This window comes from Blastococcus sp. TF02A-30 (genome assembly GCF_003319185.1).
Taxonomy (GTDB): domain Bacteria; phylum Actinomycetota; class Actinomycetes; order Mycobacteriales; family Geodermatophilaceae; genus Blastococcus.
Genome location: NZ_QOHJ01000001.1, coordinates 562,878 through 586,054 on the forward strand (window position 1 = coordinate 562,878; position 23,177 = coordinate 586,054).

Here is a 23,177-nt window from a genome sequence, read left to right on the forward strand (position 1 = left end):
AGGGCCGGGTCCGATCTTCGGAGCCTCGCCGCCCCACGACCCCGGCCGCCGGGTTTCTCTCCCCGCCGAACGAGCCGTTCTGCCGGCCCTCCTGACGCGCCCGTTGACCTCCCACTCCACCCGTCACCTCTCCGTTCGGCGACCTACCGAACGGCACCACCTTCTGGAGCCCCCCATGCTGATCACCCAGCTCGATCTCGCCGGCCTCTCCGATGACCAGGTCCGGCGCATGGTCGTCGCCCTCCGCGACTCCGCCGAGGGCGCCCCGGTGTCGGCCCGCCGCTACACCGACCGCCACGCTGCCGCGCTCGTGCGGGCGCTCAACAACCGTCACCGCGCGCTCGCCGTGGCCGAGCTGGACCTGCTCGAAGACGAGGAATCGGAGGGCGAACTCATCGACAGACGCGGATAGGCGGTGATCGCACGGCTGGCCCATCACGCGCCGGAGGGCGCCCTCTCCGTAGAGAGAACGCCCTCCGGTTGGAACCTCGTCAGCGTGGCTGACTGGTGCCCTGTGGCCGCGATGTGGCCTGCTCGACTGCGCGGCGTGCGGCCTCGCGCGCCTGGCGATCGGCGACGCTGGTCGCCTGGGTCTCCTGCTGCGCGGCCTTCTCGTAGACGGCGGGTGGGATCGGGGGCAGATCAGCCATGCTGCGCCTCGCTCTCGTCGTCCTCACGCCCTGGCGCGTAAGGATGTGAACCATGACACAGTTGCTGGTTGCCACCCAGGGCCTTAATGCCCTGGTGCGCGCCTCCCTGTAGCGTCCTCGGCGACGGAATCGCCCCACCGGAGAGTGCGGGCACCGTCCGAACCGCGGGTCTCGCCGCCACAGAGTTGGCCGGGATCGCCGGGTGGCCACGGAGCTGGCCGCTCGTCGGAGACGCCAGGGATCAGTCCCTCGCTGCTGCGCGCCCTCTGCGCGCCCCCTCCGACAGGAGCCCACTCCCATGACCATCACCTACGCCCGCCTGCAGAACAGCAACGACCACGACCTCCGCACCCTCGGCGACAAGCTGATCGAGGCCCGCAAGGTCGTCCGCGAGGTCCGGGACGCCCACTGGGCGACCATGAGCCGGATCAACGATGCCGCCCAGGCCGCCGGCCGCGACCTCACCAAGGCGCAGCGCGCGGACTATGACACCGCGGAGCGCGCCCTGGACGAGGCCACCCGCATCGGCCAGAAGATCGACGACGAGCTGTTCATGCGGACTCAGCGTGAGGGCATCACCGGCGGCGGCTTCTTGGTCGACCACGAGGGGCGCCGCACCGGCCTCGAGGGCGGCACCTCGGAGTACCGGGACGGCGACCCCCTCACCGATCGGCAGACCTTCGCCGGCTTCGTCCGCTCCCGCGGCCTGGCTCGCGAGGAGGAGTCCGAGGGTCTGAGCCTGCAGAAGTACCTGCGCGGCGCCCTGTTCGGCGAGTGGCGCGGCGCCGAGGCCGAGCGCCGGGCGATGTCCGGCCTGGCCGCCGCCAACGGGCAGGTGCTGATCCCGACCGTGCTGGCCGCGTCCGTCATCGACCTGGCCCGCGCCGAGAGCCGTGTGCTGCAGGCCGGAGCCCGTCTGGTGCCGATGGCCAACCGGCAGCTGGACGTCGCGCGGTGGGTCAAGGATCCCGAGCCGCAGTGGCGCGGTGAGACCGAGGCCATCGCCGAGGATGACGCCACGATGGACAAGGTCACCCTCGAGGCCCGGTCGTTGGCGGTGGTCACCAAGATCACGCGCGAGCTGGTCGAGGACACCAACATCGAGGCCGAGCTCCGCCGGGCGCTGGCCCTGAGCTTCGCCCTCAAGATCGACCACGCGGCCCTCTACGGGGCCGGCGACGACGAGCCCACCGGGCTGGTCAACACGACCGGCGTCGTCACGACCGACGTGGCGGCCAATGGCGGCCCGCCGAGCTGGGACGTGCTCGTGGACTCCGTCGGGCGCGTCCGCGACGTCAACGAGTCCCCGACGGCGCAGATCATGGCCGACCGCACCGCTCGGTCCCTGGCCAAGCTGCGCGCCGAGCCCGACGGTGCCTACCTGCCGGCCCCGCAGTACCTCGACGGCGTCCGGCGGCTCACCACGTCGCAGGTGCCGGTCAACCTGGCCACGGGCACCAGCGTGGACACGTCCGACGTCATCACCGGCGACTTCTCGCAGCTCCTGATCGGCGTCCGCACGGCGCTGACCATGAGCGTCCTGCAGGAGCGGTACATGGTCGAGGAGGGCTCGTTCGGCCTCGTCGGCTGGTACCGGGGCGACGTCGCCGTCGCCCGCCCGAAGGCGTTCGACATCGTCCGCGGCGTCCGCCCGTGACGGTGATCCCCTAGACCTCGATCCCCGGCCGCCGTCCTCGTCGCGGAGCTGCTGCGGCGGCCGGGGCTCGAGCCGCGTGTGCCCGTGATCGGGCCTGTTGCGTGGAGTGTCACAGGAAGCCGCGGAGGCGTGCGACTTCCTCTAGGTCGGCCCTGAAATCACCCAGCGTGGCCAACGTGTACATGCCGTCGATCTGCTGCTGTTCCCAAAGCGAATGGATTCGGCGCAGGTCTGCCTGTCGCGACTTCCAGCCGATGCCGTCTATTACTGCCATGACGAATTGGCGCGGCAGGCGGACCTCGGCCATCTCCTCGATCTCTCGAACCGCATCGGTCAGCTTGCTGCCGGTGCTGTCGAAGCCCTTGGCGGCCACGGCTATGGCAGCGTCGCCTCCACCTGGCACGACGAGGTCGCACGGGGCTGTGCGGCCATTTCGCCCGACGAAGCGCGTCCGCGTCTCGTAGTCCAGTCCGAGGTCCTCCGCGATAGCTTCGATCTCGTCCTCGATGCGCCGCCCGGCCGCCCCCGCTCTCGCGGCTGTAGCGCGCGTTCCGGCCCGAGCGACGAGAATGTCTCCGAAGTCGTACCGGCGATCACGCTGGATGGTCAGAAGGCGAACAAGATCGAACTCCTCTTCCAAGAACTCGATCAGTTCGTATGGGCGCGCGCGGGCGATGCTGACCCAGCCGGACGAGCCCAACGCGTGCCTCAGCGTGTTCTTGAGGCGCTCCTGCGACAGCCCGACCGTAAGTCCGAGTGCTGGCACCCATTCCGGGTGGTCGTTCGCCCACGTGGCCAGCGTGGCGGTGTCGATCTCCGGGAGCTCGTACAAGCTCTGTGCGGCCTCAATGAGGGCTGCCGACTCAGGGGTGCCGGCCGTCGGATCGAGGTGGATCGAAAGGCGTCCGAGTGAGTCGATGTACTCCTCGAACGACGGGATGCCCCTCACTCGTCCCGGCCGATGAAGATGTACTCCTGGACCGACCGGCGCGCAGCAGTCACGTGAGTGCCGAAGCTGTACCGGTGGTCAACGGCCCGAACCTCGACGCTGCTCTTGACCTTCCCTAGTAGCTCAATGATCCGGTCAGCGGCGGGAACTGCATTCGAGGAATACGACAACACAATCGTACCCGAATCGGCGAAGTGCTCGAAGGTTCTCAGTAGCGCATCTTCGATCGTGCGCTTATACGCGAATGGTGTGAATCGTTTCGCCAGCTTCTTCGTCTTAGTATCATGCATGATCGTGGCGTCCTGCCAGTAACGGCTCAGGCCCTCGAGAAAGTGGTATCGCTTGATGTAGTCATTGTCGTCCGCTGGTGGCGCATAGGGCGGGTCGAGATAGACCAGGTCGTATGGACCGGGGGCGACGTCGAACACTTCGCCGCAGACAGCCTGACTGGTCCGGCCATTATCGAAGACCACGGCGTTGTACTCCGCTATGCGCTCACGGAAGTGCTCCCTGAGAGACAGCTTGAGGTCTCGTCGGCCGTCGGTGTACCGGGTTGCGTCGGTGAACGTGAAGACGCCGCGCGGCTGACGTCGGGCGGCCGAAAGGACCAGCGCAGAGATCGCGAGATCCCTCTGGCCCGCGGGCAGTCGATCGATGTTCGACCATGCGGAATCGAGGAAGGTGCGGTCGTCCTCCGTGAAGTAGAGGCCGTCGAACGTTGTGCGGATGAAGTCCCGGTCGTCTGCGGCCGGACCGCAGACCGCGTCGATCTCGGCGTCGCCCAGCGTCACATCGCTGTTGGCCGTCGTCGCGCGGGCGATCACGGTAGGGAAGTTCAGGTAGTCGCTGCTTGTGACCTCGTACCCCTGGCACTTGAGCAGGTACGACACCACCCCTGAGCCCGAGAAGGGGTCCGCGGCGGTGGTTCCGCCGACCGCGGCGAAGACCTCTGCAAGGTGCGGCAAGAGCCGGTACTTGGAGCCCATGTAGCGGAGCCGCGGGAACCGACTGGCCCTAGCCAGGGCCTCTGTAACGTCGATGGTCGGTCGCTCGAGTGCCGCGGTCACGTCTGCAGTCTGTCTTAGGGCACTGACCTAGTCGCATCGACGCACCGGCGCTGCATGACCCTGGTGGTCCGGCTCACGGCTCACCGCTTGCACCATCATGGACTCTGTGACGCTGGCCCCGGTGCTGCTCTCGGCGGCCGACGCCGCGACCTATGCCGGCGTCCGACCAGCGACCTTGCGGGTCTGGCGGCACCGCTACGGGCTCACGCGGTGGGGTACGGCCGAGGGGAACCTCTACGACCTCGATGAGTTGGCCGCGATCCTGGCTCGGCGGGTCGGGGACACCGAGGCGGCTGCGGTGCCTGTCTAGGACTGTGCAGGCTCGTGGTGCCACTTTGGTGGCCACCGAGCGACGTTCAGCGGCATTCGTCGTCGTCCGTAGGTGATCGCATAGGGTGCTGACCTCGGAAAACGTACTTCCACGGATGTTGATGGACCCCCCGCGAGCGGACTTTTAATCCGCGGGTTGTGGGTTCGATCCCCACGGGGCCCACGCACGCCGGCCTCCTCACCGGCGCGTCGCCGGCCAGGAGCCGGGATCTCAGCGCCTGGTCTCGTACCTGGTCAGGAGCACGCCGTCGGGAAACGTCCGGGTCTCCACCAGGGTGAGGTCCACCCAGTTGTCCAGGGCGGTGAAGAACGGCGTGCCGCCGCCCACCAGGACCGGTGCGGTGACCAGCACGTACTCGTCGATCAGCCCGGCCCGCATCGCGGTCGCGGCGAGGGTGGCGCCGCCGATGTCCATGGGGCCGCCGTCCTCGGCCTTGAGCCTGGTGATCTCGGCGACCGCGTCGCCGGTCACCAGGCGGGCGTTCCAGTCGACCGGGCGGTCGGTCGAGGAGAACACCACCTTCGGCATGTCCCGCCAGCGGCGGGCGAACTCCTTGTCCGCCGGGGTGGCGTCGGGCAGCTGGTCGGCGGTCGGCCAGTGGGCGCTCATGTTGTCCCACAGCTTTCGCCCGTACAGCGCCGTGCCGGTCGCACCCACCCGGTCGGACCAGTACTGGAACAGCTCGTCGCTGGGCACGCTCCAGCCGAGGTCGCCGCCGGGCGCGGTGACGTAGCCGTCCACGCTCAGGTTCATGGCGAAGGTCAGTGTCCGCATGGCGTCAGCCTCCCGTGAGTCGGTCGTCGGCGTACCGACCAGAACGGCGCGGCAGAATCATCGGTCGGGTCGCACTCCACGGACGATGAGCCGGGCCCGCCGTGCCCGTCGTACGTGCATGGCGGGGATCGAGGACGTCCGGCCGCTGGGCACCGCGCTGGAGCGCTCGTACGAGGTGCGGGTGCGCGGCCGGCTGAAGTTCCGGGTCGGGCAGCTGGTCTACGTGGCCTTCTCCCTCGACGAGCGGGTCATGGGCTTCGCGTTCCCGAAGGAGGAGCGGCTCGCGCTCGTCCGAGGCGAGCCGGGCACGTTCCACCTGCCGCCGGCGGCGGACCTGCGGTTCCACTGGGTCCACGCCGTCCTCGCCGCGCTGGACCCGGCGGAAGCCCGCGAGCTCGTGGTCGACGCCTGGCGCATGGTCGTGCCCCGCAAGGTCGCCGCCGCCTACGACAGCCTCCACCCGGCAGGCCCGGGCTGAGCCGTCGGCAGCTGGGAGGACACGCCGCGGCGACTTGAGCCGAACCGGGTCACCGGCTGTAAATCAGCGCTGTTCACGCATGTCGAGCGTGGGTTCTGTCGACTTGTGGCCGTGTGACACGGCGGTCAGCGGCCGCCGCGTTGGCCCAGGCAACGATTCGAACACGCGCCGTCCCGCGGTGTGGCAACGGGCCGTTTCCCGGGCATCCGCCACCTACCTTTCTGGCACCCCGCTCGGCCGTCTCCGGTGGCGAGCGGGGGCCGGCGCTCTTCCCCAGCGACCGGCAACCACACGGATGTGGAGATGGTGAGACACGTGCGCGTTCCGTCCAGCAGTGACGTCGTCCTCGAGGACGTCGGTCGCGTCGGCTGGTGGCTGGTCGTCGGCGAGACCGACGGCCCCCGCCAGGTCGTGGCCGGTCCCTTCCCCGACCGCGCCGAGGCCGGCTTCGCCGCGGCCACGGTCCTCACCGAGGCCGCCTGCCCGGCCTACGGGATCCGCCGGGAGGACGGCTCGCTCGGGCGCCGGCCGTCCCCGCAGGAGTGGGCGTGGCTGGCCCACCTCGGGGAGCAGCTGGAGCGCCTGCCCGACGAGTGGTCCGACATCCTCTCCGACGAGGACCCGCTGACCACCCTGGTCGTCGAGGTGACCGCCGCGCTGAGCGAGGCAGGCCTGCCGCTGCACGACGCCGCGGGCGAGGCTGCCGAGCTGGGCGGCGCCTGCCTCACCCCGCAGCCCGGGCTGGGCGGCATCGTCGTGGCCTGGCGGCAGCACGACCGGATGAGCGTGGAGCGGGTGCACGGCGGCGGCGCGGACGTCGCGGTCCAGGCGGTCATGAACCTGGCCCTGGCCCACGTGCTCATCGCCCGCGGCTTCGACGTCGAGCCGCTCGGTGACGCGGCGGGGCACGTCGTCCGGGGGGCGGCACCCGCGGCGGGCTGACGCGCTCAGACGGTCTCGGGCACCAGCTCCGTGCGCGGCGCGGTGCCGGGGTCGCGCCGCCACGACCGGTTCCGCCGCCAGAAGACGTAGGTGCACAGCCCGATCGGGATCGGCAGCACGTAGGTCAGCGCCCGGAAGACGAGCACGGCGGCGGCCACCATCGCCCGGGCACCCCCGGCGGCGGCCAGACCGGTGATCAGCGCCAGCTCGATCACGCCGAGCCCGCCGGGGGTGAAGGGGACGGCGGTGAGCAGCCGGGCGAAGGCGAACACGGCCAGCGCCTCGACGAGGCTCACCTGGTCGCCGTCGACGCCGACGAAGCGCAGCGCCAGCAGCAGCACGGCGAACAGCGACAGGTGGCTGACCAGCGTGGCCAGGGTGATCCAGTGCCACCGCGCCCGCAGGAGCAGCGCCGTCCGGTCGCGGAACTTCGTCGTCGCCCGTTCCCAGCCGGTGACCGGACCGCGGTGGAACGGCCGGCGCAGCGCCGAGGCCACCCGGCCCGCCGCCGTGCCGATCCGCTCGGCGCCGGCCGGGCTGCGCAGCAGCGAGCCGAGCAGCACGACGGCGGCGGTCAGGGCCAGCACCCCGAGCACGCCCGCGGTCACCCGTCCGGCGCTCGGCGTCGAGCTCAACGCCAGCAGGGCCAGGGCCAGCACCGGCAGCCCCAGCTTGGAGAAGTTGTTCCAGAGCCCGGAGACCAGCAGCGCCACGGAGGTGCGGGAGCGGGAGAAGCCCCACGAGGAGTTCATGCCGTAGGTCAGGCCCAGCGCGATCGCCGCGCCGCCGAGCACCGTGTTGGAGACCGCCGTCGTCGTCTCGGTGGAGACGAAGGCCTGCCGCAGCGTCAGCCCGGGCGTCGTCGCGACCATGACGAACTGGTAGGTGGCCAGGTTCCAGGCGGCGGCCAGCGCCAGCACGGTCAGCTCGAGCCAGGTCATGTCGCGGACCGACGTCCAGACGGCGGAGAGGCTGGTGAACTGCGGCAGGAACCACGCGAAGACGCCGGCCACCAGGGCCAGGGAGAGCACCGCACCGAGGACCCGGCGCGCCCGCGGGCTCACCGGTCGCCGTCCGGGTCGAGCTCCAGCCGGCCGTCGGTCTGCTCCTCGACGGCGGCGCGGACGGCGTCGCGCGGGACGGCGCCGATCCCCTGGGTGGCGAAACCGAGCGGCTCGGCCCGGTTCTCCCCGGAGAGCCGGAACAGCACGCTGATGCACCCGCCCTCGAACAGGTAGGACCGCGTCCCCACGTACTGCGGCGTGACCTCGGTGACCCGCTCCCAGCGCTGCATCCCCTCCCGGTCGCTGGGGATCTGGGTGGCGCCGGTGGTGTCGCAGCCGCCGTCGAGGCGGATCTCCACGGCGTGCACCCCGTCGCGGTCGGAGTCCAGCCAGAAGCGGGCCTCGTCGTCGCTCGCCTCCAGCCCGGCGACGTCCCAGCCCAGGGGCAGCGCCTCCAGGCAGGGCACCCAGGTCGCCGTCGGCACCGACTGGGCCAGCAGCACGACGCCGTTGGCGGGGGTGCCCCTCGTCGCCCTCGCGGCAGGCGAGCACCTCCGAGTGGAGCACGACCGGGCGCACGCAGCCGGCGAGCAGGAGGAGGACCAGGGCGGCCAGCACCGCGCCCGGGCGGCGGGTCACAGCGGCGACCCGAGCAGGCCGACGGTGATGACGGCGGCGCCGCCGGCGAGCACCAGGGTGACCGCGGTCAGCCCGAACCGCCGCCACGTCCAGCGCTGGATGTGCACGGGGGGCAGCCGGAAGGGCAGCAGCGCCAGGAAGTCCGCCTGCAGGTCGCGGCCCCGCTTGGCCTCCTGGCGCAGCATCCGGCGCAGCTGGGTGGGCATCGTCAGCCCGCGCGTGGCGGCGAACGCCTCGGCGATCTCCTCGTCGCTGAACTGCCGCCGCGCCCGCTCGAACACCCGCCGCGCGTCGGTGCGCAGCGCCAGCACCAGCATCATGTTCGCCAGGTCCACCGCCTGCCGCCACGGGCTCGGGCGCACCTCGGCGAAGGCCGAGTCGATGACGAACAGCGTGCCGTCGCGCACCAGCAGGTTGGCCGGCTTGATGTCGCGGTGCGCCATGCCGACGTCCCACATCCGGCGCACGGCGAACAGCCCCTGGTCGATGATCGAGTCGTCGACCTCCGCGTCGCCGACCTCCTGCGCCCCCGCGATGAACTCCGTCACGAGCAGGTACTCGCGCTCCGGGGTGATCTCCACGATCCCGAGCGGGTGCGGCACCGGCAGCGCCGCCTCCCAGAACAGCCGCAGGATGTAGTCCTCGTACTGCACCAGCCGCCGCACCGTGTGGAACGGCTTCTCGTCCTCGAGCCGGCCGTAGAGCAGCGTCCGGCCGAGCTTGTACCAGCGGTCGGACCGCACGTGGGTGATCGCGTAGAGCTTGCCGAACACGCAGCTGTCGCCGTCGTCGGCCGAGGGGTCGCCCTTGACCGCGATCTTCAGCGGCGTCGAGCCGCCCGACCCGGCCAGCCCGAACGGCGTCACCTCGGTGGCCAGCAGGCCGAGCTGGTCCTGCAGCGCGCGGACGATCGCATCGCCCCGCTCGCCGCTGACGTCCAGGTGCGCCGGCCGGCCCCGGCTGTAGCGGACGGGGTACACCGAGTTCGGCGTGAGCAGCCGGAAGGCGGTCAGCGGCCCCGCGACGCCCAGCACGGCACCCGCGACGATGCCCGAGGGGTGGTCCTGCGCCAGGTAGAGCCGGGACAGCGCGGTGACCACGAGCAGCCCGCAGACCACCCACTTGCCGATCGTGCGCTTGTGCCCGGGCGGGACCAGCGCGTACAGCGTGCTGACCAGGAAGGCGGCCAGCACGGTCATCGGCAGCGACGGCATCGCGAAGCCCGACCACGAGCCGGCCAGCTCCACCTCGAACGGGCGCGGCCGCTGCAGCGTCGTGGACATGACCGCGGCGACGTTGACGACGACGAGGACGACGCCGAACCAGACGAACAGGTGGCGCCACCGCCGGAAGGCCACCAGGAGCACGAGGTTGGTCAGCCACATGGCGTGCAGCGCCCGTTCGGTCGCCAGGACGCCGGCCACCTCGGCGACGTCGATGCCGATCGGGGTCCGCAGCGCGGCGAAGGCCTGCAGCACCCGGGTGTCGGCGACGTCGAAGTAGCGGATCGTGCCGGTGACGACGACGACCACCCAGGCCACCAGGACCAGGCCGCTCAGCGCCAGCCACCACTTCCCCGACGTGCGCAGCTGCCGGGGCAGCGCCGGTGGCTCGCCCGAGGGCCGCCGGCGGCGCCGGACACGGGCGATCGCCGGCGGGGCCGGACGCACGGCCGGGCCCGTCGCACCTGCGGGAGGCAGCGCCTGCGGCACCGACGCCATGTCGCCGAATGGTGCCCGCCGCGGGGCGCCGGGACCATCCCCTTTCGTCCCTGTCGCGCTCTACCGTGAGCCGTGCCCACCGGCCGGGGTGCCCTGCGCGCCGTCCTCGCCGCCGTCCTCGTCGCGCTCGCGGCCTGCGGTGGCACCCCGGCGCCGGCGCCGGGACAGGACGGCACGATCCGGTTCGCGTCCTACGACTTCCCGGAGAACCAGATCCTGGTGGAGGTCTACGCCGAGGCGGTCCGGCGCGCGGGCCTGCCGGTGTCGGTGCAGCACGGCATCGGCACCCGGGAGGTCGTCTCCCCGGCGCTCCAGCAGGGCGTCGTCGACGTCGTCGTCGACTACCTGGGGACGGCGCTGGTGTTCGCCCGGCCCGGGTTCCCGCGGCTGCCCGCCGCGCCCGACGAGATGCACGCGGTGCTGACCCGGACGATGGGTGGGCGCGGGGTGGACGTCCTCACCCCGTCGTCGGCCGAGGACCAGAACGGGTTCGTCGTCACCGCCGCGTTCGCCGCGGAGCACGGCGTCCGCACCCTCTCCGACCTGGCGCCGCTGTCGCCGCAGCTGGTGTTCGGCGGACCGCCCGAGTGCCCCGACCGGCCGCTGTGCCTGCTGGGCCTGGAGGAGGTGTACGACCTGCGCTTCGGCGACGTGCTGAGCATGCCCACGCGGGCGGCGACGCTGGAGGCGCTGCTGTCGGGGCAGGTCGACGTGGGCATGCTCGAGACGACCGACGCCCGGCTGGCCGTGGCGCCGGTCGTCCTGCTGGCCGACGACCGCGGGCTGCAGCCGCGCGAGAACGTCGTCCCGATGGTGCGGGCGGAGGTGACCGACCGCTGGGGTGACCGGCTGCGGACGGCGCTGGACCAGACCAGCGCCGCGCTGGACACCGAGGACCTGGTCGAGCTGAACCGGGCGGTCGAGCTCGACGGCCGGACCCCGGCCGAGGCGGCCGCGACCTGGTGGGACCGGCAGAGCTGATCGGCCGGGTCTACCCGTCCAGGAAGCCCTCGACGACGGGCGCGAGCTCGGGCGCCTCGGTGATCAGCGCGATGTGGCCGCCGCGGTAGACGTGCAACGTGGCCCGCGGCAGGAGCCGGGCCATGATGCGGGCGTTGACCACCGGCACGATGGGGTCGTCGTCCCCGGCGAGCACCAGCGTCGGCTGCCGGATCAGCTGGAGGAACGGCAGGCTGCTCCAGCCGGTGCTCGCGGCGAGCTGGAAGTAGTAGCCGCGCCGCGGGCCCAGCCGGGTGGCTGCGTGCGGCGCCCGGGCCGCGCGCTCCGGCTCGGTGCGCATCGTGCCGCCGTAGATCTCCCCGGCGATGCTGCGCGCGTAGTCGGGATCGCGGTGCCGGCGCGGGGTGAGCATCCGCGCCAGCACCCGCGGCGAGGCGGGCACCATCAGCGAGCCCGTACCCGTCGCGGTGAGCACCAGCCGGCGGCACCGCGCCCGGTGCTGGGCGGCGAAGTGCTGGGCCAGCCCGCCGCCCCAGGACAGCCCGAGCACGTCGACCGGCCCGCCGAACCCCAGGCGGTCCAGCGTGCGGGCCAGGACCACGCTGAACGTGGCCAGGTTGTAGGGGACGACGGGGGCCGGTGATCCGCCGACGCCGGGGACGTCGAAGCGGATCACCGTGCGCCGGCGGTCCAGCGCGTCGACGAAGGGCTGGAGCACCTCGAGGCTCGCGCCGATCCCGTTCACGAGCAGCAGCGGCGGCACGCCGTCGTCGGTACCCGCCCGGACCGACGTCCGGATGGTCCGGCCGCCCGCGCTGACCGAGCGGACCCGCTCGCCGCTACCGGTCGAAGACATAGGTCCCCGGGGCCTCGCCCAGCACCTCGAGCCCGCCGCCGAGCTCGGTCGGCGACGGGATCTCCTCCCCGCACCGCTCCCCGAGCCAGGCGGTGAAGTCCGGCCACCAGGAGCCCTTCTCCGTGCGTGCGGCGGCCAGCCACTCGTCGGGGTCCGGTGGCGTCTCGTCCGCCACCTGGAAGGTCGACTTCGGGTTGCCCGGCGGGTTCACCAGCGAGGCGATGTGACCGTTGGTGGACAGGATGAACCGGCTCCGCCCGCCCAGCAGCTGGGTGCTGCGGTAGCAGGCCTGCCAGGGGCAGAGGTGGTCGGCGATGCCCGCCGTCACGTAGCTGTCCACGGTGACCGCGGACAGGTCGACCGGACTGCCCAGCATCGTCGCGGCCCCCGGCTCGGTGAGCGAGTTGCCCAGCGCGACGTCGATGAAGTCGCGGTGCAGCCCGGCGGTCATCCGGGTCGTGTCGGCGTTCCAGAACAGGATGTCGAAGTTCGGCGGCGGCTTGCCCTGGAGGTAGTTGTTGACCCAGTAGTTCCAGATGAGGTCGTTGGGCCGCAGCCAGGCGAAGACCTCGGCCAGCTGGGCGCCGTCCAGGTAGCCCTTCTGCCGGGAGCGCTCCGTGGCCGCCCGGACCGACTCCTCGTCCATGAGCGCCGAGACGGTGCCGGCCCGCGACCAGTCGAGGACGGTGACGGCGAAGCTCGCGGCGACCACCCGGTCCTGCCGGCCGGTCGCGGCCAGGTGGGCCAGGACCATCGCGGTGATGATGCCGCCGGAGCAGAAGGCCTGGAGCGCCACCCGCTCGCTGCCGGACGCCTGCTCGACGGCGTCCATGGCGTCGAGCAGCGCCTGCCCGTAGGTGTCCAGGCCCCACTCGGCGTGCCGCTCGTCGGGGTTGCGCCAGGAGATCATGAAGACCTGCTGACCGGCGGCGACGTAGTGCTCGACGATGCTGCGCCCCGGCGCCAGGTCGGCGATGTAGTACTTGTTGATCGTCGGCGGCACCATGAGCAGCGGGACCTCGCGGACGGTGTCCGTCGTGGGCCGGTACCGGATCAGCTCGAACACGTCGGTGCGGAAGACGACGACGCCGGGCGTGACCGCCAGGTCCTCGCCCACCGCGAATGCGTCGGGCTCCACCATGGAGGGGACCCGTGGGGGCGTGGCGAGGTCGGTCACCATGCGGCGCAGCCCCTGGACGACGTTCGTCCCGCCGGTGTCGATCAGCGCCTTCCAGCCGAGCGGGTTGACCACCGGCACGTTGGACGGGGCGAGGGCGTCGACGAGGTTGGTCGCGGTGAACCGGATCCGCTCGTCGTCCTGCCAGCCGAGATCGGCGTCCTCGATCAGCTCCCAGGTGGTCCGGGCGGTGGCGAGGTGGGTCTGCATGGCCCGGCGCAGCAGCGGGTTGCCCGTCCACGCCGGGTCGGCGAACCGCTTGTCCTTGCGGCCCGGCGCGAGCTCGGAGCGGCCGACCGTGATCCGGCCCAGCTCGCGGGCCAGCTCGCCGGTGCGCCGGACCAGCGTCCCCGGCTGCCGGGCCAGCGCGGCGCCGAAGCGGAGGGCGGTACCGGCCGGCGGCACCAGCCGGCGCAGCGGGCCACGCGCCGCGTCGACCAGCACCATGTCGAGGCCCAGGGCGCCCTCGGCTGCGCCCTCGGGGATGTCCGGCTGGGCCATGGGGCCTCCTTCGAGCGGGTGTGACTCAGCTCACTGAAGCACACCTGCTCCGGACCGGCAGGAGATCCGGAACGGCCCCGTCAGACGATGACCCGGGTCTGACTCCGCGCCCGGGTCCGCTCCTCGCTCGTTTCCCGCTGGGATGCCCCCCGGGGTGTCGTCAGACGATCGCGCTGGAGCCGGTGACCGCCCGGCCCACGATGAGCGTGTTCACCTCGCGGGTGCCCTCGTAGGAGTAGATCGCCTCCGCGTCGGCCACGAACCGGCCGACGTGGTTCTCCAGCAGGATGCCGTTGCCGCCCATGAGCTCCCGGGCCCAGCCGACGGTCTCGCGCATCCGCATGGTGCAGAACGCCTTGGCCAGCGAGGCCTGCTCGTCGGTCATCGTGCCGGCGTCCTGCAGCTGCGCGAGGCGCACGCACATCGCCGCCGAGGCGGTGATGTTGCCGAGCATGCGCACCAGCAGGTCCTGCACCAGCTGGAACTCCGCGATCGGCTGGCCGAACTGCTCCCGCTCGGTGGCGTAGCGCAGGGCGTGCTCGTAGGCGCCGCGCGAGCAGCCGACCGAGGACCACGCCACCCCGGCGCGGGTCATGCGCAGCACGCTCGCGGTGTCGCGGAAGCTGTGCGCCTCCTGCAGCCGGTTCTCCTCGGGCACGCGCACGTCCTCGAGCGCGATCAGCGCGTTCTGCACCACCCGCAGCGCGATCTTGTCCTCGAGGTCGACGGCGGTGAACCCCGGGGTCCCCTTCTCGACGACGAAGCCGAGCACGTCGTCGGTCTCCTCGTCGACGGCCCAGATGACGACCAGGTCGGCGAAGCTGGCGTTGCCGATCCACTTCTTCTCGCCGTTGAGCACCCATCCGTCGCCGTCGCGCCGGGCCGTGGTGCGCACACCGCGGGCGATGTCGGAGCCGTGCTCGGGCTCGGTGAGGCCGAACGCCCCGATGAGCTCCATCCGCGCCATGGCCGGCAGCCAGCGCTCCTTCTGCTCCTCCGAGCCGCACAGGTAGATCGAGCCCATGGCCAGGCCGCCGTGCACGCCCATGAACGTGGAGATCGAGGCGTCGCCGCGGGAGAGCTCCATCGCGATCATCCCGTCGAGCAGCGACGAGCGGCCGGGGCAGCCGTAGCCGGAGTAGGGGTTGCCGGCGATGCCGAGCTCGGCCAGCCCGGGGACCAGCTCGTGCGGGAACTGCCCGCGGGACCAGTAGCCGTTGATGACCGGCTCGACCTGCTGGTCCATGAAGGCCCGGACGCGGTGCAGGAGTGCCCGTTCGTCGTCGTCGAGCAGCGCCTCGAGGTCGTAGAAGTCCGAGGTCACCGGCGGGCGCTCGCTCATTTTCCTGCCTCTCTGCAGTCCGGGTGTCGCCCCGGGGGGTACCCGGCCGGCGTCCGCCGCGGAACGTGACGAATGCGGTACCACCCGGACGGGCACCACCCGGGCACCGCGAGGCCGAGGAGGCAACCACCGTGCGATCCATCGCCGACCAGTCCGAGGAGGAGCTCGGCGGGCCCGGCAGCGTGCTGGTCCGCCAGCGCCGCGACCACGTCGAGCTCGACCGGCTGCTCTCCGAGCTCGACGGCGCGACCGGCGCCGCGCAGGAGGAGGTCCTCACCCGCATCGACCGGCTGGTCTTCAGCCATGCGTTCGCCGAGGAGACGGTGATCTGGCCGGTGATCCGCCGGGTCCTGCCCGACGGCGACGCCCTGACCCTGCAGGTCGAGGAGGAGCACCAGGAGGTCAACGAGCTGGTGGCCGCGCTGGAGCGGGACGGTCTCGGCTCCCCGGAGCGGCCGGTCCGGCTGCGGCGCCTGGTCGAGGTGCTGCGCGAGGACGTCCGCGACGAGGAGGACGTGCTGTTCCCCCGGCTGCAGGAGGCGCTGTCGGCCGAGGAGCTGCGCGCGCTGGGCCGGCGCTGGGCGCTCGTGCGGCGGATCTCGCCGACCCGTCCGCACCCCACCGTGTCCCGGCGGCCACCGGGCAACGCGCTGTCCGGGCTGCCGCTGTCGCTGATCGACCGAACCCGCGACGCCGTCGACGCCGGCGTCCGGCGCGTGCCGGACCGGTTCGCCCCGGCGGGCCGCGCGGTGAGCGGCGGGCTGGCGGCGCTGGCCGGGCTGGTCGAGCGGGTGCCGCTGTCCCGCGCGGGCGACCGGCCTCCGACCAGCCGCTGACCCGCGAGTGCGACGAACTCGTGGCCATCAGCTCTCGATGGCCACGAGTTCGTCGCACTCGGCGTAGGTCCGGGGTCAGGTCGTCTGCTTGTCCTTCGGGTTGGCCCGGGCGTCGAGCTGGATCTCCTTGTCCGCCCGCGGCACGCCCTCCTTCAGCTCCTTGGTGCGCTCGATCTCGGCGTCGAGCTCGATGCCGAACAGCAGCGAGACGTTGATCAGCCAGAACCAGATCAGGAAGATCACGACGCCGGCCAGCGTCCCGTAGGTGGCGTTGTAGCTGCTGAAGTTCGCCACGTAGAAGGCGAAGGCGGCCGACGCGACGACGGCGACCAGGATGGCCACCCCGGCGCCGGGGCTGACCCACTTGAAGCCGCGCAGCTTCACGTTCGGGGTCGAGTAGTAGAGGACCGCGATCATCAGCGCCAGGACGACGAGGATCACCGGCCACTTGGCCACGTTCCAGATGGTCTGCCCGGTCTCGCCGATGCCGACGGCCGACGCGATGGCGTCGACCACGGGCCCGCTGAGCACCAGCAGCGCCACAATCACGGCGGCGAACAGCACGCCGATCAGCGTCACGAGCAGCTGGAGCGGCTTGAGCTTCCAGACCTTGCGACCCTCGGGCGTCTCGTAGACGACGTTGGCCGCGCGGGTGAAGGCACCCACGTAGCCCGACGCCGACCAGATGGCCGCAGCCAGACCGATGACCAGGGCCAGTCCGGCGGTGCTCTGGTTGCCGGCGACCTGCTCGATCACCGGGTTCAGCGTGTCGGCGGCGCTGGCCGGGACCACGGTGGTCAGCGCGTCGCTGAGCTCCTGCGGCGTGGTGAACAGGCCGACGAGGGAGGCCAGGGCGGCCAGTGCCGGGAACAGCGCCAGGACGCCGTAGTAGGTGAGCGCGGCCGCCCAGTCGGTGAGGTTGTCCTCGCTGAACTCCTTCACCGTGCGCTTGATCGTGCCGCCGGTCGTGGGCTTGGGGTCGGCGCCCACGGGCGCGTAGTCGGCCCGGGTGCCGCTGATCTTGTCGTTGTCCGGTGCGGGGTCGCTCGCGGCGTGGTTGCCGGAGAATCGCGCCTCGCTGGTGCTGCTCGTGCGGCTGGACGAGCCGGTGGGTCGGGTCATGGAGTCCTCCGGTTCGGGGGAAGGCGCGGAGCCCTCGATCGGTGCTCCGGTTCCCCGGACGGACCCGTTCCATGCCGAGCCCCGGCGTGCCGCGTGGAACGCGCAGGTCAGCGCAGGCCGGAGACCGGCGACCACTCGCCGGCGCCCGCGACGGCCTCCTCGACCGGTGCCAGGGGGTCCGGCCGGCGCGGCCGGCCCGACCGGCGGTCACCGATCAACCCCGCCACGGCGACCAGCACGACGGCCGCCGACGCCCCCGCGCCGATCAAGGACACCCAGGTGAACGCGATGTTCCGGGGCAGCCCGGTGCCCTGGTCGGTGCTGGCCGCGATGAGGGTGACCGCGAGCGTGCTGCCCATCGCCTGGCCGACCGAGCGGGCGATCGAGTTGACCGCGTTGGCCACGCCAGTCTCGTCCTCGCGCACCGCCTGCACGACCAGCGACGGCAGCGCCGCGTAGGCGACCGTGACCGACAGCTGGGTGAGCAGCCCGGCGACGACGACCACCCACGGCTGCCCGCGCAGGAAGGCCAGCAGCGCGAACCCCGCCACCCCGCAGGACGCGCCGAGCAGCAGCGTGGGCAGCCCGCCGAGCCTCGTCACCACGTGGCCGGCGAACGGTGCGACCAGGATCCCCAGCACCCCGCCGGGCAGCAGGTAGACCACGGCCGCCTCGAGCACCGTCGCGTCGAACCCGTAGCCGGTCACGTCCGAGGGGCTCTGCACGTACTGCAGGACGGCGAGGAAGGAGGCGAACAGCGCCAGCCCGGTCATCAACCCGGCGAGGTTCGGGATGACCGTGCGCCGGTCGGCGAGCATCGCCGGGCGGACCAGCGGTTCGGCCGTCCGTCGCTGCAGCACCACCCAGCAGCCGAGGACGACGACGGCGCCGGCCGCGCAGCCCAGGACGCCGGGCGACGCCCACCCCCAGGTGGTGCCCTGCGACACGGGCAGCAGGAGGAGGACGAGCCCCAGGCCCAGGACGACGGCGCCCCACCAGTCGACCCGGCCCGACGCCCGGGCCACCGGCGGGGGCAGCACGGCCCACGCCGTCACCAGGGACGTCACCGCCGCCCCGAGGCCGACCCAGAACGGCGTGCGGTAGTCGGCGCCGTCGCCGGCCAGGAGGCCCGTCGCCACCAGACCCACGACACCGCCCACCGCCAGCGTGCTGCTGACCACCGACATCGCCACGCTCAGCCGGGCCTGCGGCAGCTCGCGGCGGAGCACGCTGATCGCGAGCGGGAACAGCCCATACGACGAGCCCTGCAGCACGCGCGCGACGAGGAGCGCCGGCAGCGAGGTCGTGGCGATCGCCAGCACGGTGCCGAGCACCACCGCGACCAGGATGCCGAGGATCACCGGCCGCTCGCCGCGCAGGTCGCCCAGCCGGCCCAGCACCGGGGTGAGCACGGCGGCGGCCAGCAGGTTCGCGGTCAGGACCCAGCCGGCCGCGCCGGGGGAGACGTCCAGCTGCTCGGCGATCGCCCCCAGCACCGGGACGACGAGGCTCTGCAGGAGGGACAGCGTGGTGACGCCGAGGGAGAGGGCCAGGACCAGCAGCCACGGCCGGACCGCCGTCCCCGGCGCGGGGGTCCGGGTGGCGGTGGTCACCTGCGGATCAGACCACGCGGCCCGGGGCGCCGGAGCACCGCGTCTCGACGGTCCGGTCGGTGACCTCGGTCACACTCCGTCAGGTGAAGTGCACAAAAGGACGATTGGAACCCCAGCACTTGGGGGAACACAGTTCCCGACGACGTGCCCCGCCCCTGACCCGGCGGGTGCATCCGAGCAAGTGGGGGAGAAATACAGATGATGGTGTGGCCGGCCGTGACCCTTCTGGGTTTCCTGGTCCTGACGGCCCTGGTCATCGCGATGGGCACGCAGTCCACCGCTCGCTACGAGCAGGAGCAGCGCGCGGCCCGCGCGACCGGCTCCCGGCACGTGGCTCCCGAGCCCGTGGGTGCTGCCAGAGCCTGACGCAGACCGCGACCACCCGCACGCCCCGTCGTCCCTCGCGGACGACGGGGCGTCGGTCTGTCTAGAGCGCGCTCGGCGGGACGTCGAGCACCGTGCGGTCCAGCGACTCCAGCAGGTCGAACTGGGCGCGGGTGCGGGGCAGCTCCCACCGCCAGAAGTAGCGGGCCGCGGCGCGCTTGCCGTCGTAGAACGAGCCCGTGCCGGCCTCCGCCGCCAGCGCCTGCTCGAGCCACAGCCAGCCGACGACGACGTGCCCGGCGGCCTCCAGGTAGACGTGCGAGTTGGCCAGCGCGAGGTCGGGGTCGCCCGTGCCCCACAGCGCCGCGGTGACCGCGCCCATGCGGGCGACGGCGGCGTCCAGGTCGGCGGCGAAACCGGCCCACTCCGTGCCCGCGGCGCGGGCGGTGGTCGCGGTGATCGTCTCGCCCAGCAGCCGCAGCCCGGCGCCGCCCTGCATCACGACCTTGCGCCCGAGCAGGTCGAGCGACTGGATGCCCTGGGTGCCCTCGTGGATCGGGTTGAGCCGGTTGTCGCGGTAGAACTGCTCCACCGGGTAGTCGCGGGTGTAGCCGTAGCCGCCGTGCACCTGGATGGCCAGGTCGTTGGCGGCCAGACCCCACTGCGACGGCCACGCCTTGGCGATCGGGGTGAGCATGTCCAGGAGCAGGTGGGCGCGGTCGCGCTCCTCCTGAGAATCGGCGGTCTGCTCCTCGTCGACCAGCCGTGCGCAGTACAGGCCCAGCGCCATGCCGCCCTCGGCGTAGGACTTGGCGGCCAGCAGCATCCGGCGGACGTCGGTGTGCTCGATGATCGGCACCATCGGCGAGGACGGGTCCTTGGCGCCGGCCGGTCGGCCCTGCGTGCGGGTGCGCGCGTACTCCAGCGCGTGCAGGTAGCCGGTGTAGCCGAGCACGGTCGCGCCGACCCCGACGCCGATCCGCGCCTCGTTCATCATGTGGAACATGTAGGTGAGGCCGCGGTGCGGCTCGCCCACGAGGTAGCCGACGGCGCCGGCCCGCCCGCCCGGGGTGTGCACGCCCTCGCCGAAGTTGAGCAGCGTGTTCGTCGTCCCGCGGTAGCCCATCTTGTGGTTGAGCCCGGCCAGCACGACGTCGTTGCGCTCGCCGAGCGACCCGTCGGGGTTCACCAGGAACTTCGGCACGATGAACAGCGAGATGCCCTTGGTCCCGGGCGGTCCGCCGGGGATCTTGGCCAGCACCAGGTGGACGATGTTCTCGGTCAGCTCGTGGTCGCCACCGGAGATCCACATCTTGTTGCCGGTGAGCCGGTAGGTGCCGTCGTCCTGCGGCACCGCCTTCGTCGTGATGTCGGCCAGCGACGAGCCGGCCTGCGGCTCCGACAACGCCATCGTGCCGAACCAGCGGCCCTCGAGCTCCGGCCGGACGAAGGTGTCGATCTGCTCCTGGCTGCCGTGGGCGAGCAGCAGCCGGGCGTTGCCCATCGTGAGGAACGGGTAGGCCGACGTGCCGACGTTGGCCGCCTTGAACCAGGCGAACACCGCCTGGCCGACGGTGTGCGGCAGCTGCATGCCGCCGTACTCCTCGTCGAAGGACCCGGCCATGAGCCCCGCGTCGGTGAAGACCTTCAGCGCCTTCGCGACCTCCGGGATCAGCACCGCCTTGCCGTCGACCATGTGCGGCTCGTTCTCGTCCGCCGTGCGGTTGTGCGGCGCGAAGTGCTCGGTGGCGATCTGCTCGGCCAGGTCCATCGCCGCGTCGAACGTCTCGCGGGAGTGCTCGGCGAAGCGCGGGCGCTTGGTCAGCGACTCGACGTCCAGCCACTCGTGCAGCAGGAAGTCGAGGTCGCGTCGGGACAGGATCAGCGAGGACGACGCCATGGCCCGACTGTAAGCCGCCTCACGGCGTCGGGCGGTCCCCCGGTCGGCCGACCGGAGGAGCCGTCGACGTCGGGGCCGCGGCCCCTGCCGCCTCGGTCGCCTGCTCGGCCGCGTCCCCCGGGTCGCTGGTCGCCGTCCCGGCCGCGGCGCCCTGGCGGGCCTGGATGCCCGACTTGTCGCTCAGCGCGAGCTGCGGCAGGAACAGGAAGACGAAGAAGCCGATCGCCACCACGCACGCGGCGATGAGGAACACCAGGTCGATGGAGGCGGTGAACCCCTCGCGGAACGGCTGGACGAGGAGCGGGAACTGCTCGATGCGGGTGGTGTCGGCCGTCAGCTCCTCGAGCCCGGCCTGCTGCAGCTGCTGTGCCTGTGCCCCGGCCTCGGGGTTGCTCGCCGCGACCTCGCCGATGCGGTCGCCGATGTCGGTGGGCAGCCGGGTGAACAGGATGGACAGGAAGGCGGCGGTGCCGATGGTGCCGCCCATCTGGCGGAAGAAGGTCACCGACGACGTCGCGACGCCCATCTCCCGCGGGGAGACGGCGTTCTGGACGGCGAGGATCACCGGCTGGAAGTTGAAGCCCAGCCCCAGGCCCAGCAGGACCATGAACGGGGCGAGCACCCAGACCGAGGTGTCGGCCTCGACGACCAGCGACATCGACACCAGCGCGACGACCATCAGCGCGATCCCGACCAGCGGGAAGACCTTGTACTTCCCGGTCCGCGAGATCGCGATCCCGGAGCTCATCGCCCCGGTCATGATCCCGGCGACCAGCGGGATCATCTGGAGGCCGGCCATGGTCGGGCTGGAGCCGTGCACGATCTGCAGGTACTGCGGGAGCAGCAGCAGGCCGCCGAACATGCCGGCGCCCATCACGACGGACCCGACGGCGCTGACGGTGAAGCTGCGGTTGCCGAACATGCGCAGCGGCAGCAGGGCGTCGTCGCGGTAGGCCCGCTCGGCGAGCACGAACAGCACGAAGCCGACCGCGCCGATGGCGTAGCAGAGCACCGCCCGGCCGGAACCCCAGCCCCACACCCGGCCCTGCTCGGCGACGACCAGCAACGGCACCAGGAAGGTGATCAGCGCCAGGGCGCCGGGCCAGTCGATGCGGTGCTCACGGCGCTCGTGCGGCAGGTGGAGCACCCGCCAGACGGCGGCGAACGCGATCGCGCCGAGCGGGACGTTGATCCAGAAGATCCAGCGCCAGCCGGTGAGGCCGAGGATCGACTCGTGGCCCGCGAAGAAGCCGCCGATGACCGGACCGAGCACGCTGGACGTGCCGAAGACGGCCATGAAGTAGCCCTGGTACCGCGAGCGCTCCCGGGGCGGCACGATGTCGCCGATGATCGCCAGCGCCAGCGACATGAGCCCGCCGGCGCCGATCCCCTGCACCGCGCGGTAGGCGGCCAGCTGGTACATCGAGTCGGCCAGCCCGCACAGCGCCGAGCCGACGACGAAGATCCCGATCGCGAAGAGGTAGAACGGCCGCCGCCCGTAGAGGTCGGAGAGCTTGCCGTAGAGGGGTGTCGAGATCGTCGAGGTGATGAGGAAGGCCGTCGTCGCCCAGGCCTGGAGGTCGTAGCCCTGCAGGTCGTCGGCGATGGTCCGGATGGCGGTCGCCACGACCGTCTGGTCCAGGGCCGCCAGGAACATGGCGACCATCAGGCCGACCAGGATCGTGACGATCTGGCGGTGGGTGAACGCACCGTCGGCGTCCGGGGCGGCGGCCGCCGCGCGGGCGTCACGGCGGTTCGCGCTGCGGGTGGAGGTCATGGGGTCACCGTCCGGGTCGGGGTGCCGGCGGCGGGGTCGGCGGGCAGCGTCCTCGCGATGCCGTCGAGCAGCCGGTCGAACAGGGTCGTGAAGGTGTCGAGCTCGTCGTCGGTCCAGTCGGCCGTGACCGTGCGCAGGTAGGCAACGCGGTCTCCGCGGAGCTGCTCCAGCTGTGCGTGTCCCGCATCGGTCAGCACGAGCCGGCTGGCCCGGCCGTCCGACTCGTCGGCCGCACGGCGCACGAGCCCCCGCTCGACGAGCAGCGTCACGTGCCGGCTCACCGTGGACGGGTCGGCGTGCACCTGCTCGGCCAGCTCGCTCTGCCGGAGGGGGCCCAGCCGGTCGAGCGGGAAGAGCAGGACCAGCGCCGCCAGGTCGCGGCCACCCTCAGCGGCGTGCTGGGCCTTGATCCCGTGGATCAGCCGCGCGAACCGGGGCATCTGGTCGCTGATCGCCAGCAGGCCGGCGTCGCGCCGTGCTGTGCTCATGCGTCCTCCTCGACCAACAGTTCCATGCACCGTACACCTTGTTGCAGAGCGCATGCATGCATTCTCGAC

General features: G+C 72.1%; 23 protein-coding genes and 1 tRNA gene. 9 read left to right on the top strand and 15 right to left on the bottom strand.

All coding sequences use genetic code 11. The features are described 5' to 3' along the window. Positions 1-175 precede the first annotated feature (175 nt). On the top strand, positions 176-412 hold the full coding sequence (locus DQ241_RS02680; protein ID WP_113828575.1) for a hypothetical protein: 237 nt from the start codon (positions 176-178) through the stop codon (positions 410-412). A 79-nt stretch (positions 413-491) separates the two neighbouring features. Here the strand turns inward: DQ241_RS02680 and DQ241_RS20485 are convergent, their stop codons facing one another. Beyond that, positions 492-650 carry a hypothetical protein gene (locus DQ241_RS20485; RefSeq protein ID WP_158545860.1) on the bottom strand — a complete coding sequence of 53 codons (159 nt, stop codon included), beginning with the start codon at positions 648-650 and terminating at the stop codon, positions 492-494. 298 nt (positions 651-948) lie between these two features. Between DQ241_RS20485 and DQ241_RS02690 the strand changes: the two genes are divergently transcribed. Then, positions 949-2,307: a phage major capsid protein gene (locus tag DQ241_RS02690; protein WP_113828577.1), complete on the top strand. Its 1,359-nt coding sequence runs from the start codon at positions 949-951 to the stop codon at positions 2,305-2,307. A 109-nt stretch (positions 2,308-2,416) separates the two neighbouring features. On the opposite strand, the gene DQ241_RS02695 is transcribed toward DQ241_RS02690, so the two are convergent. Both DQ241_RS02695 and DQ241_RS02700 read right to left on the bottom strand, forming a co-directional pair. Beyond that, entirely contained in the window at positions 2,417-3,256 is an 840-nt protein-coding gene (locus DQ241_RS02695) for a hypothetical protein (RefSeq protein ID WP_113828578.1), read from the bottom strand. Then, a complete protein-coding gene (locus DQ241_RS02700; protein WP_199584000.1) occupies positions 3,253-4,323 on the bottom strand; it encodes a DNA adenine methylase in 1,071 nt (356 codons plus the stop codon). The genes DQ241_RS02695 and DQ241_RS02700 overlap by 4 nt, the downstream gene beginning before the upstream one ends. A gap of 106 nt (positions 4,324-4,429) precedes the next feature. Between DQ241_RS02700 and DQ241_RS02705 the strand changes: the two genes are divergently transcribed. Then, on the top strand, positions 4,430-4,633 hold the full coding sequence (locus tag DQ241_RS02705) for a hypothetical protein (protein ID WP_199584001.1): 204 nt from the start codon (positions 4,430-4,432) through the stop codon (positions 4,631-4,633). Positions 4,634-4,716: 83 nt separating this feature from the next. Then, positions 4,717-4,816, top strand: a tRNA-Ser gene (locus DQ241_RS20490). 48 nt (positions 4,817-4,864) lie between these two features. Here DQ241_RS20490 and DQ241_RS02710 read toward each other — a convergent pair. Continuing rightward, positions 4,865-5,428, bottom strand: coding sequence for a dihydrofolate reductase family protein (locus DQ241_RS02710; RefSeq protein WP_113828580.1), 564 nt, complete (start codon positions 5,426-5,428; stop codon positions 4,865-4,867). A 118-nt stretch (positions 5,429-5,546) separates the two neighbouring features. On the opposite strand from DQ241_RS02710, the gene DQ241_RS02715 reads away from it, so the two are divergent. Together DQ241_RS02715 and DQ241_RS02720 are read left to right on the top strand one after the other, a co-directional pair. After that, positions 5,547-5,906 (top strand): MmcQ/YjbR family DNA-binding protein, encoded by a 360-nt coding sequence (locus tag DQ241_RS02715; protein WP_113828581.1) that lies wholly within the window; start codon positions 5,547-5,549, stop codon positions 5,904-5,906. A 315-nt stretch (positions 5,907-6,221) separates the two neighbouring features. Continuing rightward, positions 6,222-6,848, top strand: coding sequence for a hypothetical protein (locus tag DQ241_RS02720; protein WP_113828582.1), 627 nt, complete (start codon positions 6,222-6,224; stop codon positions 6,846-6,848). 5 nt (positions 6,849-6,853) lie between these two features. Here DQ241_RS02720 and DQ241_RS02725 read toward each other — a convergent pair whose 3' ends face one another. The 3 genes from DQ241_RS02725 to DQ241_RS02735 form a co-directional block, all read right to left on the bottom strand. Further along, entirely contained in the window at positions 6,854-7,912 is a 1,059-nt protein-coding gene (locus DQ241_RS02725) for a flippase-like domain-containing protein (RefSeq protein WP_113828583.1), read from the bottom strand. Beyond that, a complete protein-coding gene (locus DQ241_RS02730; protein WP_113828584.1) occupies positions 7,909-8,355 on the bottom strand; it encodes a hypothetical protein in 447 nt (148 codons plus the stop codon). The genes DQ241_RS02725 and DQ241_RS02730 overlap by 4 nt, the downstream gene beginning before the upstream one ends. 132 nt (positions 8,356-8,487) lie before the next feature. Then, positions 8,488-10,161: a phosphatase PAP2 family protein gene (locus tag DQ241_RS02735; protein WP_233492167.1), complete on the bottom strand. Its 1,674-nt coding sequence runs from the start codon at positions 10,159-10,161 to the stop codon at positions 8,488-8,490. 123 nt (positions 10,162-10,284) lie between these two features. Between DQ241_RS02735 and DQ241_RS02740 the strand changes: the two genes are divergently transcribed. Continuing rightward, complete coding sequence (locus tag DQ241_RS02740) at positions 10,285-11,193, top strand: ABC transporter substrate-binding protein (RefSeq protein ID WP_113828586.1); 909 nt, start codon at positions 10,285-10,287, stop codon at positions 11,191-11,193. Between the two features lie 10 nt (positions 11,194-11,203). Here DQ241_RS02740 and phaZ read toward each other — a convergent pair whose 3' ends face one another. From phaZ to DQ241_RS02755, 3 genes are all read right to left on the bottom strand, one after another. Then, positions 11,204-12,028 carry a poly(3-hydroxyalkanoate) depolymerase gene (phaZ, locus tag DQ241_RS02745; protein WP_113828587.1) on the bottom strand — a complete coding sequence of 275 codons (825 nt, stop codon included), beginning with the start codon at positions 12,026-12,028 and terminating at the stop codon, positions 11,204-11,206. Further along, a complete protein-coding gene (locus DQ241_RS02750; RefSeq protein WP_113828588.1) occupies positions 12,012-13,706 on the bottom strand; it encodes an alpha/beta hydrolase in 1,695 nt (564 codons plus the stop codon). Before DQ241_RS02750 ends, phaZ begins: the two co-directional genes overlap by 17 nt. Before the next feature lie 160 nt (positions 13,707-13,866). Continuing rightward, positions 13,867-15,048, bottom strand: a complete 1,182-nt coding sequence (locus DQ241_RS02755) for an acyl-CoA dehydrogenase family protein (RefSeq protein ID WP_113828589.1) — start codon at positions 15,046-15,048, stop codon at positions 13,867-13,869. A gap of 131 nt (positions 15,049-15,179) precedes the next feature. Here DQ241_RS02755 and DQ241_RS02760 point away from each other — a divergent pair, with 131 nt between their 5' ends. Next, positions 15,180-15,884, top strand: coding sequence for a hemerythrin domain-containing protein (locus DQ241_RS02760; RefSeq protein ID WP_113828590.1), 705 nt, complete (start codon positions 15,180-15,182; stop codon positions 15,882-15,884). 75 nt (positions 15,885-15,959) lie between these two features. On the opposite strand, the gene DQ241_RS02765 is transcribed toward DQ241_RS02760, so the two are convergent. Both DQ241_RS02765 and DQ241_RS02770 read right to left on the bottom strand, forming a co-directional pair. Continuing rightward, on the bottom strand, positions 15,960-17,006 hold the full coding sequence (locus DQ241_RS02765; RefSeq protein WP_113828591.1) for a YihY/virulence factor BrkB family protein: 1,047 nt from the start codon (positions 17,004-17,006) through the stop codon (positions 15,960-15,962). Positions 17,007-17,113: 107 nt separating this feature from the next. After that, positions 17,114-18,619: an MFS transporter gene (locus tag DQ241_RS02770; protein ID WP_113828592.1), complete on the bottom strand. Its 1,506-nt coding sequence runs from the start codon at positions 18,617-18,619 to the stop codon at positions 17,114-17,116. 216 nt (positions 18,620-18,835) lie between these two features. Here DQ241_RS02770 and DQ241_RS20790 point away from each other — a divergent pair, with 216 nt between their 5' ends. After that, positions 18,836-18,985, top strand: coding sequence for a hypothetical protein (locus DQ241_RS20790; RefSeq protein WP_199584080.1), 150 nt, complete (start codon positions 18,836-18,838; stop codon positions 18,983-18,985). 61 nt (positions 18,986-19,046) lie between these two features. Here the strand turns inward: DQ241_RS20790 and DQ241_RS02775 are convergent, their stop codons facing one another. Genes DQ241_RS02775 through DQ241_RS02785 form a run of 3 tightly spaced genes read right to left on the bottom strand, consistent with a single transcriptional unit; the run spans position 19,047 to position 23,108 of the window. Then, a complete protein-coding gene (locus DQ241_RS02775) occupies positions 19,047-20,843 on the bottom strand; it encodes an acyl-CoA dehydrogenase (RefSeq protein ID WP_113828593.1) in 1,797 nt (598 codons plus the stop codon). Between the two features lie 19 nt (positions 20,844-20,862). Then, positions 20,863-22,620 carry an MDR family MFS transporter gene (locus DQ241_RS02780; RefSeq protein WP_113828594.1) on the bottom strand — a complete coding sequence of 586 codons (1,758 nt, stop codon included), beginning with the start codon at positions 22,618-22,620 and terminating at the stop codon, positions 20,863-20,865. After that, positions 22,617-23,108, bottom strand: a complete 492-nt coding sequence (locus DQ241_RS02785; protein ID WP_113828595.1) for a MarR family winged helix-turn-helix transcriptional regulator — start codon at positions 23,106-23,108, stop codon at positions 22,617-22,619. Before DQ241_RS02785 ends, DQ241_RS02780 begins: the two co-directional genes overlap by 4 nt. Between the last annotated feature and the right edge of the window lie 69 nt (positions 23,109-23,177).

Bases quoted from the DNA above. Each gene is read 5' to 3' on its own strand.
- DQ241_RS02780 (WP_113828594.1), bottom strand. From the start codon at position 22,620: ATGACCTCCACCCGCAGCGCGAACCGCCGTGACGCCCGCGCGGCGGCC.
- DQ241_RS02715 (WP_113828581.1), top strand. From the start codon at position 5,547: ATGGCGGGGATCGAGGACGTCCGGCCGCTGGGCACCGCGCTGGAGCGC.
- DQ241_RS02765 (WP_113828591.1), bottom strand. From the start codon at position 17,006: ATGACCCGACCCACCGGCTCGTCCAGCCGCACGAGCAGCACCAGCGAG.
- DQ241_RS02775 (WP_113828593.1), bottom strand. From the start codon at position 20,843: ATGGCGTCGTCCTCGCTGATCCTGTCCCGACGCGACCTCGACTTCCTG.
- DQ241_RS02680 (WP_113828575.1), top strand. From the start codon at position 176: ATGCTGATCACCCAGCTCGATCTCGCCGGCCTCTCCGATGACCAGGTC.
- phaZ (WP_113828587.1), bottom strand. From the start codon at position 12,028: ATGTCTTCGACCGGTAGCGGCGAGCGGGTCCGCTCGGTCAGCGCGGGC.
- DQ241_RS02710 (WP_113828580.1), bottom strand. From the start codon at position 5,428: ATGCGGACACTGACCTTCGCCATGAACCTGAGCGTGGACGGCTACGTC.
- DQ241_RS20485 (WP_158545860.1), bottom strand. From the start codon at position 650: ATGGCTGATCTGCCCCCGATCCCACCCGCCGTCTACGAGAAGGCCGCG.
- DQ241_RS02690 (WP_113828577.1), top strand. From the start codon at position 949: ATGACCATCACCTACGCCCGCCTGCAGAACAGCAACGACCACGACCTC.
- DQ241_RS02785 (WP_113828595.1), bottom strand. From the start codon at position 23,108: ATGAGCACAGCACGGCGCGACGCCGGCCTGCTGGCGATCAGCGACCAG.
- DQ241_RS02750 (WP_113828588.1), bottom strand. From the start codon at position 13,706: ATGGCCCAGCCGGACATCCCCGAGGGCGCAGCCGAGGGCGCCCTGGGC.
- DQ241_RS02755 (WP_113828589.1), bottom strand. From the start codon at position 15,048: ATGAGCGAGCGCCCGCCGGTGACCTCGGACTTCTACGACCTCGAGGCG.